Origin of the sequence: Cohnella sp. GCM10027633 (assembly GCF_042675445.1) — a bacterium.
Taxonomy (GTDB): domain Bacteria; phylum Bacillota; class Bacilli; order Paenibacillales; family Paenibacillaceae; genus Cohnella.
The window spans coordinates 64,532-80,694 of the sequence record NZ_JBHTGV010000001.1 but is presented as its reverse complement, the minus strand read 5'-3'; the positions used below and the strand labels follow the sequence as shown (position 1 = coordinate 80,694).

Annotated in this window: 12 protein-coding genes; 9 read left to right on the top strand and 3 right to left on the bottom strand. The window is 57.2% G+C overall.

Going from position 1 to position 16,163, the window contains the following annotated elements:
* The first annotated feature begins 208 nt into the window (after nt 1-208).
* From ACFQZG_RS00295 to ACFQZG_RS00275, 5 genes are all read left to right on the top strand, one after another.
* Nucleotides 209-2,020 carry a sensor histidine kinase gene (locus ACFQZG_RS00295; protein WP_378149009.1) on the top strand — a complete coding sequence of 604 codons (1,812 nt, stop codon included), beginning with the start codon at nt 209-211 and terminating at the stop codon, nt 2,018-2,020.
* Nucleotides 2,017-3,168, top strand: a complete 1,152-nt coding sequence (locus ACFQZG_RS00290) for a response regulator (protein WP_378149008.1) — start codon at nt 2,017-2,019, stop codon at nt 3,166-3,168. Before ACFQZG_RS00295 ends, ACFQZG_RS00290 begins: the two co-directional genes overlap by 4 nt.
* 145 nt (nt 3,169-3,313) lie before the next feature.
* Nucleotides 3,314-3,841 carry a VanZ family protein gene (locus ACFQZG_RS00285; protein WP_378149006.1) on the top strand — a complete coding sequence of 176 codons (528 nt, stop codon included), beginning with the start codon at nt 3,314-3,316 and terminating at the stop codon, nt 3,839-3,841.
* 28 nt (nt 3,842-3,869) lie between these two features.
* Nucleotides 3,870-4,313, top strand: coding sequence for a cell wall hydrolase (locus tag ACFQZG_RS00280; RefSeq protein WP_378149005.1), 444 nt, complete (start codon nt 3,870-3,872; stop codon nt 4,311-4,313).
* Between the two features lie 149 nt (nt 4,314-4,462).
* A complete protein-coding gene (locus ACFQZG_RS00275; protein WP_378149003.1) occupies nt 4,463-4,804 on the top strand; it encodes a LytTR family transcriptional regulator DNA-binding domain-containing protein in 342 nt (113 codons plus the stop codon).
* Between the two features lie 60 nt (nt 4,805-4,864).
* On the opposite strand, the gene ACFQZG_RS00270 is transcribed toward ACFQZG_RS00275, so the two are convergent.
* The gene (locus ACFQZG_RS00270; protein WP_378149001.1) at nt 4,865-5,986 is read right to left on the bottom strand and encodes a peptidylprolyl isomerase; all 1,122 of its coding nucleotides are present in this window, start codon (nt 5,984-5,986) and stop codon (nt 4,865-4,867) included.
* Between the two features lie 81 nt (nt 5,987-6,067).
* Nucleotides 6,068-6,967 (bottom strand): phosphotransferase family protein, encoded by a 900-nt coding sequence (locus ACFQZG_RS00265; protein WP_378149000.1) that lies wholly within the window; start codon nt 6,965-6,967, stop codon nt 6,068-6,070.
* Nucleotides 6,968-7,165: 198 nt separating this feature from the next.
* Here ACFQZG_RS00265 and ACFQZG_RS00260 point away from each other — a divergent pair, with 198 nt between their 5' ends.
* From ACFQZG_RS00260 to ACFQZG_RS00245, 4 genes are all read left to right on the top strand, one after another.
* Complete coding sequence (locus tag ACFQZG_RS00260) at nt 7,166-8,419, top strand: DNA polymerase IV (protein WP_378148999.1); 1,254 nt, start codon at nt 7,166-7,168, stop codon at nt 8,417-8,419.
* Nucleotides 8,416-8,883 (top strand): YhjD family protein, encoded by a 468-nt coding sequence (locus tag ACFQZG_RS00255; protein WP_378148998.1) that lies wholly within the window; start codon nt 8,416-8,418, stop codon nt 8,881-8,883. The genes ACFQZG_RS00260 and ACFQZG_RS00255 overlap by 4 nt, the downstream gene beginning before the upstream one ends.
* A 147-nt stretch (nt 8,884-9,030) precedes the next feature.
* Nucleotides 9,031-9,606, top strand: coding sequence for a YjgB family protein (locus ACFQZG_RS00250; protein WP_378148996.1), 576 nt, complete (start codon nt 9,031-9,033; stop codon nt 9,604-9,606).
* Nucleotides 9,607-9,775: 169 nt separating this feature from the next.
* Entirely contained in the window at nt 9,776-14,605 is a 4,830-nt protein-coding gene (locus ACFQZG_RS00245; RefSeq protein ID WP_378148994.1) for an S-layer homology domain-containing protein, read from the top strand.
* Between the two features lie 54 nt (nt 14,606-14,659).
* Here the strand turns inward: ACFQZG_RS00245 and ACFQZG_RS00240 are convergent, their stop codons facing one another.
* The gene (locus ACFQZG_RS00240) at nt 14,660-16,093 is read right to left on the bottom strand and encodes an aminotransferase-like domain-containing protein (protein WP_378148993.1); all 1,434 of its coding nucleotides are present in this window, start codon (nt 16,091-16,093) and stop codon (nt 14,660-14,662) included.
* Nucleotides 16,094-16,163 lie beyond the last annotated feature (70 nt).

The window sequence follows — 16,163 nt, the reverse complement described above, 5'->3', positions numbered from 1 at the left end:
ACTGCTTCTACGAACCGACCGCGCAAGAATGCGAAAGCGTCTATAATACGCTCTGAGGAGCGCTATTCGAAAGATCGGGTCCGCATACGGCAAACGCCGTCCCAAGAGAGAAGGTAGATACAGGGCGAATAAGCATGTATATTGAAAAGGAGGCTTACTTACATAGAACTGCCCGCGCGGCAGTTCCACAGTCGGGAGAGACGCCGCATTGAACACCGCACAATGGCTGTCCTTACTGCTTTTCCTTGCAGCGGGATCCATGTTATACGTTGCATGGTTGTCCTACCAGAAACGCCATCTCCCGGTCGCCCGAACGATGATTCTGATTATGATCGGGGCTGCTTTCTACGCGATCGGCTCCGCTTTCGAGTTGCTCAGCCGCAACCTATACGAAGTGAAGCTATCGCTGCAGATCGAGTACGTGGGAATACCGTTCGTCACGACGCTGTGGCTATTCCAGGTCATCCAATTTACCGGGACGGCATCGCGATACCGCAAGCAGCTTGCGGCGGCGCTATTCGTTATCCCCGCTGGAGTCTTCTTCCTCCATCTGACCAACGAGTGGCATTACCTGTTCTACGAGCAGTATATCGTCAACGATCGCTCGTCGTTCCCGCTCTACGTAACGGCCAAAGGGCTCGGGTACCAAGTCCACACGATGTATAACTACTTCGTGCTGTCGTGCGGATTCGTCCTGTTCATCCCGATGTATTGGCGGTCTTCGCGAATCGTGCGCAAGCAGATTATCGTGCTGACCATGGGAGCCGCGGCGCCCTTGCTGTTCAATCTGACGTTGTGGTTCGGGATGGTCGCGGATCTGACGCCATTCGGCTTCGCCGTGTCCGGCATCGTCTATACGTGGGGGATTCTGCGGTTCAATCTGCTCCGATTCACGCCGCTGGCGCTGACGCAAGTGTTCGATACGATCCGGGACGGCGTTATCCTGCTCGACTATCGGGATCAGATCGTCAGCCACAACAAGGCGGCCGAAGGCGTATTGCCGGAGCTCGCCGCGACGAAGCATTACCCCGCGCCGATCGGAGAGGTTCTCTCCGCGAACCCGGAATTGATCCGTTCCATCGCGGGTTCCCGCAACGGAAACGAACGGTTCCCATACCACCGATCCCAAGATAGCGGCGACAAGCATTATCAATGCAGCGTATCGTTCATCTACGACGCGGGCACGCCGATCGGGAAAATGATCCTGTTCAACGATATTACGGAGTTGAAAGAGAACGAGGCTAGGCTGCAAGAGAACGCGAACCAGCTGTTGGAATTGAATGCGTTCAAGGACAAGATGTTCACCGTCGTGGCCCACGATATCCGCGATCCGATCGCGCTTCTCGTCAGCTTAACCGAGCTGCTCGGCGAAGAGCTGGCCGCGGGCAACGAGGACAACAAGGAGCATGCCGAATTGTTCGGCGTACTCCAGGGACAGGTTCAGAACACGTTCCAGCTTGTCGAGAATTTGCTCGACTGGTACCGCAGCCAGAGAGGGAATGTCGCGTTCCGGCCGCTAAGCTGGAATTTGCGGCAGGTCGTACGGCAAGCGCTTTTGCTGGCGGAACCGAAAGCCGAAATGAAGCGCATCGCGATGAGCGAGAGCATCGACGAGAAGCTTGCGGTTAGCGCGGATAAAGAAATGCTCGATCTCATTCTGCGCAACTTGTTATCCAATGCGATCAAGTTTACCGGAATCGGCGGATGGATCGAAATCGGCGCCGCGATGGACAAGGATACGATCGTGGTAACCCTACGCGACAACGGAGCGGGAATCGACGAGGAGACGGCGGACATGCTCCGCCGAGACGATACGTTCGTCAAAGTGCCGAGTTCCGAGGAAGGCGCGGGGCAGGCCAGATTCGGGCTGATGCTGACTCGCGAATTCATCGCGATTCATGGCGGGAGCCTATGGTTCGACAGCGTGCCCGGAGCGGGGACGACGTTCTCCTTTACTCTACGCAGCTCAAGGGGCGGGATGGACGGGATGGACCGACGGAAGGGAGGCGAGAGCGCATGAAAGTGATTCTGGTAGACGACGATCCGCCGATGCATCTCATATTGAGCACCATGTTGCGGAAGCTGCCGGAGGTTCAGGTCGTCGGCGCCTTCACGGATACGAAGTCCGCGGCTTCCTTCTTGCAAGAGCATTCGGATATCGGCCTGGCGCTCGTCGATATCTCCATGAAAGGCGAGAACGGGATCGCTTTCGCCGCAAGGCTTGGCAATATCGGCTCTACGGTTCAACTTGCGTTCGTCACGTCGCACAAAGATTTCGCCCTGGAAGCGTATGAACTCGCGGTAATCGACTACCTGGTCAAGCCGGTGTCCCAGGAGAGGCTGCAGCGGACCGTACATCGCGCGCTCGCGAACTGGCGGGCTTATCATTCGCCGGCGTCTCAGGCACAGGCTACGCGGCAAGCAGGGGGGATCGTCGTTACGGCTCTCGGAGACGTCGTCGTGAGCAACGAGGCGGGCCGAGCGAAGTGGATCTCGCGCAAATGCACGGAGCTGTTCGCTTATCTCCTGCTCTACCGAGGCAGACGCATTCCGCGTTCCAAGCTGGTTGCGGATATCTTCGGCGGCATGGAGCAAGCCGGCGCGGAGAGTTACTTGAACACGACCGTGTACCAGCTGCGCAAGTCGTTGGAACCGCTGGGCTTGCGCGAGGCCGTGCGTTCGGAGAACGATGGCTATGCGCTCGAATTAAAGGACGCCGTCATCGATTACGTCGCGTTCGAAGCGAGGGCGGAAGAGCTTCATACGATCGACGCCGGTCAAGCGGACGGTGCCCTGGAAGTCGAACGGCTGTATACGGGCGATCTGTTCGGAGATAAAGCGTACGTATGGGCGATTCATGAAACCGAACGTTACAGCCGGATGTACGCCTCGTTCGTCCAACGCCTTGCCGCCGCGCTTCTGTCGACGGGAGATCGAAGCACCGCTTCCAAGCTATTGCTCAAGCTGAACGAGCGCAATCCGCTGGACGAGTCGGTCATCCGCCAGTTGATGACGATACGCGAGAGGAATGGGGACCACCAGGGCTTGACCGCGCTGTATACGGATTATGTTCGGCTGCTTCGCCGGGAGCTCGGCATTCGCCCTTCCGAGGAGCTGACCCTTCTATACGAATCCTTGATGCGAACGTTCGCAGACAAGAAGACCTAAACCGCGAAGCCTTGATGCTGCGCGGTTTTTATCATTTTATGGCCGAATCTTTCATTTAAGAATTTCTTAAGGTTTTTCGCCGCTTCTATTTAAGTTATCTTCGATACACTAAAGCTCAGTCAGAGATGGGAGGAGGGACTCGTCCATGAAGCATTCCGTGTCCATGAAAGACGCTGCCGTCTGGACGCTGTTGGCGATCTACGCATGGATAATCGTAAAGGTCGTATTGTTCAAAATGCACCCCGCCGATCCGCGGTTGCTGTGGCAACAGTTGATGTTTAGCCTGGACAATCCAAGATTCGTCGCGTGGAGAATCGAGCATGGCAATCTCGTCCCGTTCCACGAAATATCCGCCGCGCTGGCCGAGCGTACGGAGCATCGCATGCTGAACTTCATCGGCAACATTGCCGTGTTCATCCCGTTCGGCATGCTGCTTCCCGGCGCGTTCGGAAGCGACCGCTTGGCGCTGACGCGCGCGACGACGATCGCCTTCGCCTTCAGCCTGGTCCTGGAAGGCTCGCAAGCGGTGCTCGCCATCGGCAGCTTCGACGTCGACGATCTCATCCTGAACGCCTTCGGCGGGTGGATCGGTTGCATCCTGATTGTCGGAGCGAGGCGATTATACCGCTTGCTGACTCGCCGGAGTCACACATCCGCTTCGCCTACAATATGATGGCCTAGACAGCTAAAGAGGTGAGCGAATGGCAGTCGTTAAAGCCAGGAAGCAGGATATCGACATGTTGGCGAGGTTGCTGCGAGCGGAAGCGGAAACCGAAGGCGAAACCGGCATGCTCCTCGTCGGAAACGTCGGCATTAACCGAATAAGAGGGAACTGCTCCGATTTCAAAGATATCCGGACGATCCCCCAAATGATCAACCAGCCGCATGCGTTCGAAGCGTTGCAGCACGGGATGTACTATCAGAACGCCAGAGAGAGGGAACGCCGTCTGGCGCAACGGGCCGTGAACGGGGAGCGGGTTTGGCCGGCCAAATTCTCCCTATGGTATTTCCGTCCGGGCTCGTTCGACAATCCGGGGCCCTGTCCGCCGACTTGGTACAATCAGCCGTTCGTCGGACGATGGAAGAAGCACTGCTTCTACGAACCGACCGCGGGAGAATGCGACAGCATCTATAATACGTTGTAACGCGAATCCTCTCATCGGCCGGGCATAAGCTCGGCCTTTCTGCTTCGTATCCAAAAGAGCAGAAATAGGCGTAGAGAATCCAAGATGTGTTACTATCGTAGGGGAAGCTACCGAATACGTGCCTACTAAACGCTGGGGAAGTGAACGACATGGACAACGATTACAATATCCCGGTCCTTTCGATGAAGGACGGCAAGCCTACGATCATTAAATTTTCCGAAGTGGTCGCCCAAGAGGAGCGGAACGTGGACGGAACGGCGACGCTCTGTTATGTGACGAAGAGGGGAACGTACACGCCCATCAATAAGATCAGAGACGCCGCCGAATTGTTCAAGGCTCAGTTCGTTCAGGTGAATCAAGGGTTTCTCGTGAATATGGCGACCGTATCCCGGTATGACGAGACCCGCAACGAAATCGTATTTCAAGACGGCAGCCGCGAAGCCGTGGATAGCGATAAGATCGGCGAAGTCAAACGACATCTCGGCAGATGATCGCCGGACAGAAGAAAGGCATTTCTCCTTGGCGAGAAATGCCTTTTTTTTTCATTCGTCTTATTGATCCAGATCGATCTTCTCGATCAAACCGGGCAGTTCCTTTTCCTTGAATTGCTGCAGCTTCTCTTGTTGAAGGGAAGCCTTCAATTCCGGTTTGACCGCTTCGAAGGATTTAACGGATCTGGATTCCACCCGGATGACATGATAGCCGAATTGCGTCTCTACGGGGTCGCCGACCGTTCCGATCGCCTGCTCCAAGGTGGCGCGCTTGAACTCGGGAACCCACGCGTTCACCTCGACGTCCGCGTAAAGACCTCCGGTTTCTTTGGAGCCGGGATCGTCCGACAGCTCTTGGGCGAGCTTAGCGAAATCTTCGCCGTTCTTCAGCTTCTGCTGCACGTCCTTCGCCAATTGAAGCGCTTCGGCTTTCGTGCGAAGCGGTTTGCCTTCGGCATCGTTCAATCCGATCAGAATATGACGCACGGACGCGATCGTATACGCGCCTTTATCCGCTTTGAGAATTTCCTCGTATTTCGCCTTTAACAGGGCATCGGTAATGCTGCCGTTCACGCCGCTCTGCGCTCCATAGGTGCCGACCATGAAGTTCTGAAGGTCGGCTGCCGTTACGTTCAACTTCGTCAAATCGGCCTGGAATGCGGCTTCTCCGAATTGAGATTTCCAGGTTGCGACCTGTTGGCGCGCGCTTTCTTTGGCGGCGGCTTGGTCGGCTGCCGAAGCCCGGCTATACAGAATGCGATTCTGAATCAATTGCGCGAGCACGCTCTTCTGATATTCGGGGTCGTCTTTGGATGCCTCATGATTGCCGTTGAACAGCGCTTGCAAGGCAAAGAAGGTATCGAACTCGCCCTTCGATACGGTGCCGCCTTTATAAGTCGCTACGATTTTCTTAGGATTAACGCCGACCCATATCGTCGAATTCGCTTCGTCCCATTCCACCTTTTTCCCGAGCGCTTCGCTAACGAAACGAAGGGGGACGTAGGTCGTGTCGTCGTAAATAAATCCTTTTCCGCCGGTAGGAACCTTCTCGACCCCGTCGAACATGTACGTCAGATTTCGGAACGCGACTTTAATTTGACCGCTCGCCGCGAAAGCCGCCGTACCGCTAAGCAACGAACCGATCGTTAGACCGACGATAAGTCCTTTGAGCTTGTCTTTCATTATTCGATCTCCACCTTTCAGAATGAACGTCTCTCTATTCATTCTGCTTAGGTCAAGTCATTTCCTTTTTTCGACAACCCGTTACTTTGCATCCTCCGCCATGAATTCGTTCAACAATTGCAGATCGTCTTTGAAAACCTCTTTGCGTTTGTTTATCGCGCCATATAGCAAACCGTAAAACGGGATCGTTTTTTTATAAAACAGGATTCGATCCGGAAACGTTTCATCCTGAAAGCCTTTATAATGCTTGAGCAATTTGTTCTGAAACGAGCTGCCGAATCCGAGATATCCGAAGTCCAACGCGGGATCGTCCATCATGAGTCCTAAATCGATTACCCCCGTTAATTGTTTCGTTCGCTCATCCACCAGAATATGCTGCGGTTTTAAGTCGCCGTGTATGAACCGACAATGAAACTCGAAATGTTTGTCGTTCGATAGGAAGGAGTCGAATAGCCGCAATGTCCAGTCTCTTTGGGAATCATTCAAATCGGGGAAAACAAGCTCTTTAATAACGTTCAATTTGTTTTCCCATTTTCGCTTAACGAAGGATGGGCGGGTATTTTCTTGAGGAAAGTAAGCTTCCGCTTGAAACGAATGAAGAGTAGATAAAAAACGCGCAAGGTCCTTTGCGAGGCGTTCCCGTTTTTCTTCTTGCAGTTTAGAAAAATAGGCCGGAAGCAACTGCGTTCCGTTAATTTTAGGATACCCGATATAGGGAATCGGACGTTCCGAGACGATGCTAACCTGAGGAATATAGGGAACCCGGTTCATTAATCGAGGAAGAATCCATTGTTCGCGTTTCATTTGGCGCGGAGCCGTTGGATTATCATCCCTTGGAAAGCGAAAGATCCATGGCTTGCCGCTCTCTACGACAAGCACGATGTTGGCGGAGCCTTCCGTTATTACGGATATCGGATTGTCGCCCGTAATCTCCGGATGTACGTTCTTAATATGGTTAATTAATGATTCTACATTCGGCATCGGACATCCCCCCTCTAGTAAGAGATGCGAGCAAGAAGGATTCGGCTTGTGTATTTTAATAGGATAAATGGCGGACTCGGTCGGCGTTCAAAGGACCGGCCCGCCGCATTTTTTTGCGATCGGAATAAATCACCTCTTGCACGGGAACAATTGTTCGTAATATGATAAGAACAAACGTTCGATTTCAGGAGTGAAGGAATGCTGCCGCATAAAGAACGAACGATCTTTTTGATCGACGGCCAAAGCTTCTACGCATCATGCGAAAAAGCAGCCCATCCCGAACTCGCGAACAAACCCGTTGCCGTAGGCGATCCGTCGCGAAGGAGCGGCATTATCTTGGCCGCGTGCCCGATCGCCAAGTCCCGCGGCGTAACGACCGCATCGCGCATCTTCGAGGCGCTGGCGGTTTGTCCGGATCTCGTCGTCGTAAGGCCGCGAATGGGACGGTATATTCAGATTTCGTTACTCATAACGGAAATATTCGAGAGCGTCACCAACCTTGTCGAGCCTTACTCCATCGACGAACAATTTCTGGACGTCACCGGATGCGGACCGGCCGAGGAAGTCGCCCGTCATCTGCAGCAGCTCGTGAAGCTATCGACGGGCGTGTGGTCCCGGGTGGGTATCGGTCCGACCAAGATTCTCGCCAAGACGGCCACGGACAATTTCGCGAAGAAACAGAAGGAAGGGATCTTCCGAATCGGGGCGGATAATATCGAGACGACGCTCTGGCCGCTGCCCGTGCACCAGATGTTCATGGTGGCGAATCGAATGGGCGCCCATTTCAACAGAATGGGCATCGCTACGATCGGAGATATCGCCCGGATGGAGCTGGCCGACTTCAAACGCCGAATGCGGACGCGGATGGGGCGGCAGAGCGATATCCAGGCGGAGTATTACTGGCAGACGGCGCGCGGCATCGATCCTAGCCCGGTCGAGCCGTCCATACGCGGCGCCCTTAAGTCCGTCAGCCACGGCAAGACGCTGCGGGCGAGCCTCTACCGGAACCGGGAGGATATCGAGGTCGTGCTCTTGGAGCTTGTGATCGAGGTATGCCGGCGAGCCAGACGGTTGAAGGTGCAGGGAAGAGTCATTATGGTCGGGGCGGGGGAGACGGACGGCGTACGCGGGGCGCGTTTCGGACGCCAGCTGACGCTCCCGCATGCCACCTCGTTAACGCATGAGGTCGCCGCGGCCGTGTTGCGCCTCTTCAGGGAGCATTGGCAAGGGATGCCCGTAAGCCACTTGTACGTCTCGCTGAATCAATTGTCGTCCGACGACGTCCAGCAGCTCGACCTATTCAATGACCGCGCCTCCACGTTCGATCTGGAGACGACGACCGATGCGATTAAAGACCGATACGGCAGCGACGCCATCATGCGCGCTTCATCTTTACTATCCGCCGGCGTCGCCCGCGAACGAGCCGGCCAGATCGGGGGCCATTACAAATGAGCAAGCTAGAAGGCAACAACCGTTGGAAGAGCAAGATGCTGTTGACCGAACACCAGGAACAGTACGAGGCACGGGGAGATCAAACCCAAGGCAAAGCGACGGCGGACGAAATCGCGATGATCCGCGAAGCGGTATTGCTCCCGCACGCGATGACGATCTCGAACAAAAGCCTTAACGAGATTAAAGGATCGACGATCGCTTTGCATCATACGATGGCTAAATTTCTGCGCGTGCTGATGGATCATATCAGCTTGGAGATGTATCGCGTACGACGCGAGCTGAGACAGCGCAACATCAAAGTGCTCTCGGACGAGATGGCCGACGACATCGTCTATCATCGTTACGTGTGCCGAGGATACGAGGGGCGCTTCGGGATGACGAGAGAGGTTGCGCGGTTCGAAATTTCCAAGCTCATCGCCAAGTCCGCCGACAGGATCTTGCGATTCCAAGAGCAGGAGGGATAACCTCGCTGCTCTTTTTTATTCGCCGCGCGAACGAGCCGGCAGCCGTCTTGATTTCGAAGTTCCACCTGTTACCTGCAACAAGTAGGCAACCGACTCCGTCTAATAGGAGTGAAATTAATCGCCCAACATCAAGGAGGCCTTTTCATCATGAGAATAAAGCAATTGACCCAAATCGCCGCGTTGGCGGCCGTTATCGGCACGATCGCCGTTCCGACATTTACGGCAACGACGCATGCGAGCAGTCCGGCCGTTACCGCGACGGCGACCGTGAAATCTCCGGCATTGCAGACGTTGAACAGCTTCTACAAGCCCGCGCTTAAAGGACAGTTCCCCGGCAGCGTCAGCGGACTGACCGTCGGTTCCAGCACCCGCCAGGATGTCGTTAAGCAGATCGGCAAGCCGGACGAGCCGGCTAAAGACGCCGACTCGTTTAACGTGTACGCCGCGAGCATGGGCAATCCCGGCTACGCGTTCAACTACAAGCTGAACAAGATTCGCGAAATCCGCTATTTCGGCACGAACGTCGAACGGCAGAACAACATCGGCGGCATCACGAAGCAGATGCTGTTCGACAACTGGGGCAAGCCGACTTCGTCCACGACGATAACGGCCGGCAAGAAGAAGCAGCAGAAAGTCGTCTACGTCCGGGGCAGCTTCCAGCTGGCATTCATCTTCGACTCCGCGACTTCCCTGAACCATATTAACCTGACGAAGAAGTCTTGAACGCGAACAGAATATTGCGATTCCAGGAGCAGGAGGGATAACCTCGCTGCTCTTTTTTATTCGCCGCGCGAATTCGGGCCGATTCTTTCATTATTCATTCATTGGCCGTCTCTATAGTGGAAGGTAGTGCCGGTTCTTTCGACAAGCTTCATCGCAAAGGAGAATAATGATGAGAAAATCAGTCTTGTATCTATGGATCGCGTTGCTCGCCTTCGGGACTTCATTATCGCAGCTTCCTTACGCTCACGCGGCCGAGAGCGATTTCACCTTCACCGTGGGCAGTAATAGCGCTACCGTAACCGGTTACGAGGGTGCGGATTTGAACGTGATCATCCCCGACGCGCTAGGGGGAATGCCGGTAACCTCGCTCGCAAGATCGGCGTTCGATACCGCTACGACGGGCAAACCTAAAATAACGAGCGTCGCGATCCCGAACAGCGTGACGACCATTCAAACGTATGCATTCCGTTACAATAGCCTGTCCTCGATCGACCTTCCGGACAGCTTGTTAACGATCGGCTCCAGCGCATTCGAGAACAATCCGCTTACGAGCGTCGTTTTCCCGGACAGCGTGACGATGATCGGCAACTATAGTTTCTACATGAATAGTCTGACGTCGATTACGCTGCCGGATAGTCTGAAGACCATTTCGGGCGGAGCTTTCGATACCAATCACATCGCGAAGTTGGTTATCCCGGCTGGCGTGACTACCGTTCAGAGTTCTGCATTCTATAATAATAATTTGACTAGTGTAACCGTGTTAGGCGCCGCGACGACTTTCGGGACAGACGTGTTCAGAAGCAATCCGGCTAATCTCAAAATATTCGGCAGCGCGAATTCTACCGCGGCTACTTACGCAGCGAATAACGGTCACGCGTTCGTTGACGGGACGGCGTTGTTCCAAGCGGTCGCGACCGCCAAGTCTTCGTTGCAAAGCCATCCGCCGGGCGCCGGCATCGGAAACGTGCCTGGCGACGCCTTCAATGATTTGACGGCGGCATTGGTCGCGGCGAAGCTCGATATCGACGGCATCGGCAATGCCACCGTCGCCTCGGACTTAACCGATGCCGCGGCTCCGTTGATCGCCGCCATCTCGGCATTCCAGGCGCGAATTATCGTCGCTGGGGACCCCGGAGCCTTGGGGGCGGCATTGACGGAAGCGAAGCAGGCGCTGACGGATCATCCCGCCGGCGCGGGCGCGGGGCAAGCGTCGGCGGGCGATCGCGGCGCTTTGCAGACGGCGATCAATGCCGCGCAGCCCATCTTCGATCAAGCCGGCAATTACTTGCAGGCAGAGTTGGATGCCGCCGTGGTCCAATTGGAAGCGGCGATGGATACGTTCGCGGCTGCGATCATTCCGGCCGGAGATCCGACGGCGCTCGGCCATACGATCGCGAACGCGCAGCAGGCGCTGACGGATCATCCGCTGGGCACGGGCGTGGGGCAGACGTCGTCGGGAACGCGCGACGGGCTGCAGACGGCGATCAATACGGCGCAGCAGATCGTCCAGAACGCGGGACTATACTCGCAAAGCCAGCTGGATACGGCCGTCGGGAATTTAACTTCGGCGATTCAAGCGTTCAACGCCGCGGTCATCGGACCCGGCGATCCGTCGGCGCTTGGCGCGGCGATCCCGGCAGCGCAACAGGCGCTTACGGATCACCCGCAAGGCACGGGCGTGGGGCAGGCGTCGGCGGGGGCTCGCGGCACGCTCGAAACGGCCATCGATACGGCGCAACAAATTCTGAATCGCGCGGGCAATTACACGCAAACTCAGCTGGATGCGGCAACAAGCGCTTTGACTACGGCGACCGCGACATTCCGGCAAGCCGTCGTGCCGGCGGGCGATTCGTCGACGCTCGCGACGCGGTTGACGAACGCCCGGCAGGCGATGACGAACCATCCCGAAGGTACGAACGTCGGACAAGCGTCGGCGAGCGATCGCAACGCTTTGCAGGCAGCGATTAACGCGGCGCAGGCGATCGCCGACGATGCGGCGAACCGAACGCAGGGTCAGTTGAATGCCGCCGTTGCCGATCTGGACGCGGCAATGGATACGTTCGACGACGCGATTGTTCCTGCCGGAGACGCGACGGATCTGGAAGACTTGTTGGCAGATGCGACACAGAAGCTTGCTGATCATCCCGAGGGAACGAACGTCGGCCAAGCTTCAGCGAGCGATCGCAACGCTTTGCAGGCAGCGATCAATGCGGCGCAGGCGATCGCCGACGATGCGGCGAACCAAACGCAGGGTCAGTTGGATGATGCCGTCGGAGATTTGGAAGCGGCAATGGATACGTTCGACGCCGCGATTGTTCCGGCCGGAGACGCGACGGATCTGGAAGGCTTGTTGACGGATGCGGTACAGAAGCTTGCTGATCATCCCCAAGGCGCTGGCGTCGGGCAGGCGTCGGTAGCGGCTCGCGGCGCTTTGCAGACGGCGATCAACGCCGCGCAGGCGATCGCCGACGATGCGGCGAACCAAACGCAGGGTCAGTTGGATGACGCCGTCGCAGATTTGGACGCGGCAATGGAGGCGTTCGACAACGCCATTATTCCGGCGGGAGACGCGACGGATCTGGAAGACTTGTTGGCGGATGCGACACAGAAGCTTGCTGATCATCCATTGGGCACGAACGTCGGACAAGCGTCGGCGAGCGATCGCAACGCTTTGCAGGCAGCAATCAACGCGGCGCAGGCGATCGCCGACGATGCGGCGAACCGAACGCAGGGTCAATTGGGTGACGCCGTCGCCGATCTGGAAGACGCGCTGGATACGTTCGACGACGCCATTATTCCGGCCGGCGATCCGACGGATCTGGAAGATTTGTTGGCGGATGCGATACAGATGCTTGCTGATCATCCCGAAGGCGCTGGCGTAGGCCAAGCGTCGGCGAACGATCGCAACGTTCTGCAGGCAGCGATCAACGCCGCGCAGGCTATCGCCGACGATGCGGCGAACCAAACGCAAGGGCAGTTGGATGACGCCGTTGCCGATCTGGAAGCGGCAATGGAAGCGTTCGAGTCCGCTTGGGTGGGGTTGGTGCTGACGGCTCCGGCCAATGCCTTGTACGGCCCGAACCATATCCTTCGCTTCAAGGTCGTCTATGGATACGATGTAATCGTCACCGGGACGCCGGTCGTTCCGCTCGAGATCGGAACCGGTTCCGACGTTCGGACGGCGTACGCCGCGTATACGGGAGTACGCAACGCGGCGTTAACGGAGCTGATCTTCGAATACGAAGTTCCAGCCGGAATCGCGGATGCGGACGGCATCGAAGTTACCGCCGCATTGGCGCTTCCGAACGGCGCAAGCATCGCGCGCGCTTCCGGCGGAGCCGCTTCGCCGGCCTATGTATCGCCGGATACGAGCGGAGTCTACATCGTGGCTATTCCGCCCGATATTACGCTGACGGCAACGCCTGACGGGTCGACGCGGCAAGCGGTCGAAGCGGCGATAACCGTGTACGGCGCAACGGCAGGCAATGCGCTAACCGCGCTCCGTTGGCTGCCCGGCAGCCTCGGCACTGCCGATTTCGCCGGCGGGACAAGCGGAACCGATATGGCGGCACAGCCGCGATTCACCGTCTCCGCGAACGGCGATTATACCGTATATGCCCGAGACGCAGCGGGCAATGAAGCGGCGAAGACGATTGCGGTCACCGGTATCTACATTCCGTCGTCGGTCGGCGGCGATCGACCGGTCGCATCGGATACGACCGTGACGATGAATCCGGCCGGCGGGATTACCGCTCTCGTCGATCCGTCCGAGATCGAACGAGTCACGCTTCCGGACGGCACGAAGATCAAGCGGGTCATCCTCTCCGAACGGGCGCGGAATCGCGTGTTGGAGCTCCTGCAAGAGGCCACGAATCCGCTCGTCACGATTGCGGTCAACGATCGGGAGCATGTCGTATACACCCGGTTTTCGGCCGATTGGATGATGCAGATAGCCGACGCGAATCCGGATGCCATCATCGAGGCGAAGCTGAACGGATCCAGCTACCGATTACCGATAAGCGCGCTCGACCTGGCCGGGTTGGCCAAGCGTCTCGATTCGGAAGTATCGGATTTGACCGTGAGCATCGTTCAGGAGCAGGCAGGAGAGAATATCAGGCAGGAGATCGATCGGATCGGGCTCTCCCAAGGCTTCGCCGTGTTCGGCGGCGTCATCGATTACAGGGTGACGGCGGAAGCGAACGGACGAACGGCGGAGGTGCGCGAATTCGGCGGAACGTATATCGTTCGGACGATTAAGCTGGACGGGGAGGCGACGAACCGCAACCTGGTCGCCGTTCAATACGATCCGACGGCCGGAACGGTCGTTTTCGTTCCGGCACGGCTGCAAGCCGGATCGGACGGCTCGACGGAAGCGATTCTGAGCGTGCCTCATAACAGCCTCTACACGGTCGTAGACGCGAAGACCCGGACTTTCGCCGACTTGACCGGACACTGGGCGAAAGCGGACGTGGAGCTTCTAGCGTCCAAGCTGCTGGTGAACGGCCAGACGGCCGATCGGTTCGCGCCTGAAGGCACGATTACCCGGGCCGAATTCTTGGCTATGCTCGTACGCGGGCTGGGACTGTCCGCGAAGAAGGGCGAGGGCGGTTCGCGTTATACGGATGTCCCTGCATCCACATGGTATGCGCCGACGATTGACGCGGCGGTAGCGAACGGACTGGCGACCGGCATCGGCGCGGACCGATTCGCGCCTAACGACCCGATCACCCGCGAGCAAATGGCGCTTGTGATCGGCAGCGCCTTAACCTTCGCCGGCCATGGAACCGGCGGGGATGGTCAAGCGGGCGGTCCGTTGGCCGCGTTCGCGGATCGCGATGCCATTGCTTCCTGGGCGCAAGCTGCGGTTGCCCGGGCGTCGGCAAGCGGCATCATGAAGGGGATGGAAGACGGACGCTTCGCGCCGAAGGGATACGCGACGCGGGCGCAGGCGGCGGTCATGCTGAAGAGGCTCCTGCAATACATGAGCATGATCGATTAAGCGCTACCGAGAAGAGCAGGAGGGATAACCTCGCTGCTCTTTTTTCATGCGTCTCTACGGGTGCATCAGCTCTTCCGCCAACGATACCAATCGGCGAATTCCTTCCGTAAGCTTCGCTTCGTTCAGCATGGAATAGCTTAGCCGGATCCGGTCTTCCATGCCGCCGAGAGGGTCGCAGATCGATCCCGGCACGAAAGCCAGCGAACGTTCGATGCTCCCGCGCAGCAGCTCCTCGACGGAGAGCGCGGGCGGCACTTGCACCCACAGATTCAGTCCGCCCTGGGGGCTGTCGTACCGCCACCCGGTGCCGGCGAGCAGCTGCTCCATTTTCGCTCTGCGGATGTCGAGCGCGGTACGCAGTTTCACCACATGTTCCTGCAGCCGGCTGGAGAAGAAGTAATGCTGGAAGATCTTCTGATTCAAGAGCGGCGTGCCGTTGTCCGCTAACGCCTTGACCGGTTCGATGCTGGACATGACCGACGGTCTGGCCGCCAACATCGCAATGCGCAGCCCGGGCGCGACGTACTTGCTGAAGCTCCGGATGTAGATCACGTAGCCTTCCGTATCGTAGTAGAACAACGGCGAGGGAGGCGGGTTGCCGAAATAAATGTCCTGATAGACGTCGTCTTCCACCAACAGGCAATCGTAACGTTCGGCCAGCTCGATCAGCTGCTTGCGTTGATGAACCGGCACCGTATAGCCCGTCGGATTCTGAAACGTCGGATTCATGTAGAATAAGCGCGGCCGTTCCCGTCGCATGACGGCCTCGATCTCGTCCATGTCATAGCCGCCCGGCGTCACTTCGACCGCGAACAGCTCTATTCGGTGCTGCAGGAACGCATCGATCGCCGGGCTATAAGTCGGCCGCTCCATCAGCACCTTGTCTCCCGGCTTAACCAATGCCCTGGAGATGAGATCGATCGCTTGCTGCGAACCCGTCGTGACCATCAGTTCGTCCGCGGAGACGCTAATCCGATATTGGTCCAGATAGAACCGGGCCATCGCTTCTCGCAAGTCAAGATCGCCCATCACCGTCGAATACGTGCTGAGCACCCTCGGATAAAGATCGAACACCTCCTTCACATGGTTAGACATGTACGCATTCGGCAGCAGTTGAGGGTCGATCAGCGCCTCCGCCATTTGATAGTCCACCGGGAGCCGATGAATATCCGACAGGCGGCTCCGGTTCACGTAGACGGACTTAGCCCGATACGACCAGCCCTGCTCGCCCTTAAGCTCGGCTTCCGCCGCCGCTTGCGGTCCAACGAAGTAACCCGACTTGTACTTGACATAGAGGAGGCCTTCTTCGGTCAGCAGCCGATACGCCTTGAGCACGGTCAGACGGTTCACTTGCATCCGCTGCGCCATCGCGCGAACCGAGGGCAGCCGATCGTGCCGCTTCCATTCCGCCGCCTCGATCCCCGCGCGCACCGCTTCGTGCACCGACGGCTTCCGCCGTTTGCCGGCAGGGGTCGTTACTCGTTCCATGACTGCTCATCGCTTCCTTCCGCCATCTGTTCTATTGCCACGCGATCTGTTCTATTACCTATCCCTTATA

Coding starts and splice junctions, on each gene's coding strand:
- ACFQZG_RS00240 (WP_378148993.1), bottom strand. CDS start 16,093: ATGGAACGAGTAACGACCCCTGCCGGCAAACGGCGGAAGCCGTCGGTG.
- ACFQZG_RS00280 (WP_378149005.1), top strand. CDS start 3,870: ATGGCAGTCGTTAAAGCCAGGAAGCAGGATATCGACATGTTGGCGAGG.
- ACFQZG_RS00285 (WP_378149006.1), top strand. CDS start 3,314: ATGAAGCATTCCGTGTCCATGAAAGACGCTGCCGTCTGGACGCTGTTG.
- ACFQZG_RS00270 (WP_378149001.1), bottom strand. CDS start 5,986: ATGAAAGACAAGCTCAAAGGACTTATCGTCGGTCTAACGATCGGTTCG.
- ACFQZG_RS00265 (WP_378149000.1), bottom strand. CDS start 6,967: ATGCCGAATGTAGAATCATTAATTAACCATATTAAGAACGTACATCCG.
- ACFQZG_RS00260 (WP_378148999.1), top strand. CDS start 7,166: ATGCTGCCGCATAAAGAACGAACGATCTTTTTGATCGACGGCCAAAGC.
- ACFQZG_RS00250 (WP_378148996.1), top strand. CDS start 9,031: ATGAGAATAAAGCAATTGACCCAAATCGCCGCGTTGGCGGCCGTTATC.
- ACFQZG_RS00255 (WP_378148998.1), top strand. CDS start 8,416: ATGAGCAAGCTAGAAGGCAACAACCGTTGGAAGAGCAAGATGCTGTTG.
- ACFQZG_RS00245 (WP_378148994.1), top strand. CDS start 9,776: ATGAGAAAATCAGTCTTGTATCTATGGATCGCGTTGCTCGCCTTCGGG.
- ACFQZG_RS00290 (WP_378149008.1), top strand. CDS start 2,017: ATGAAAGTGATTCTGGTAGACGACGATCCGCCGATGCATCTCATATTG.
- ACFQZG_RS00275 (WP_378149003.1), top strand. CDS start 4,463: ATGGACAACGATTACAATATCCCGGTCCTTTCGATGAAGGACGGCAAG.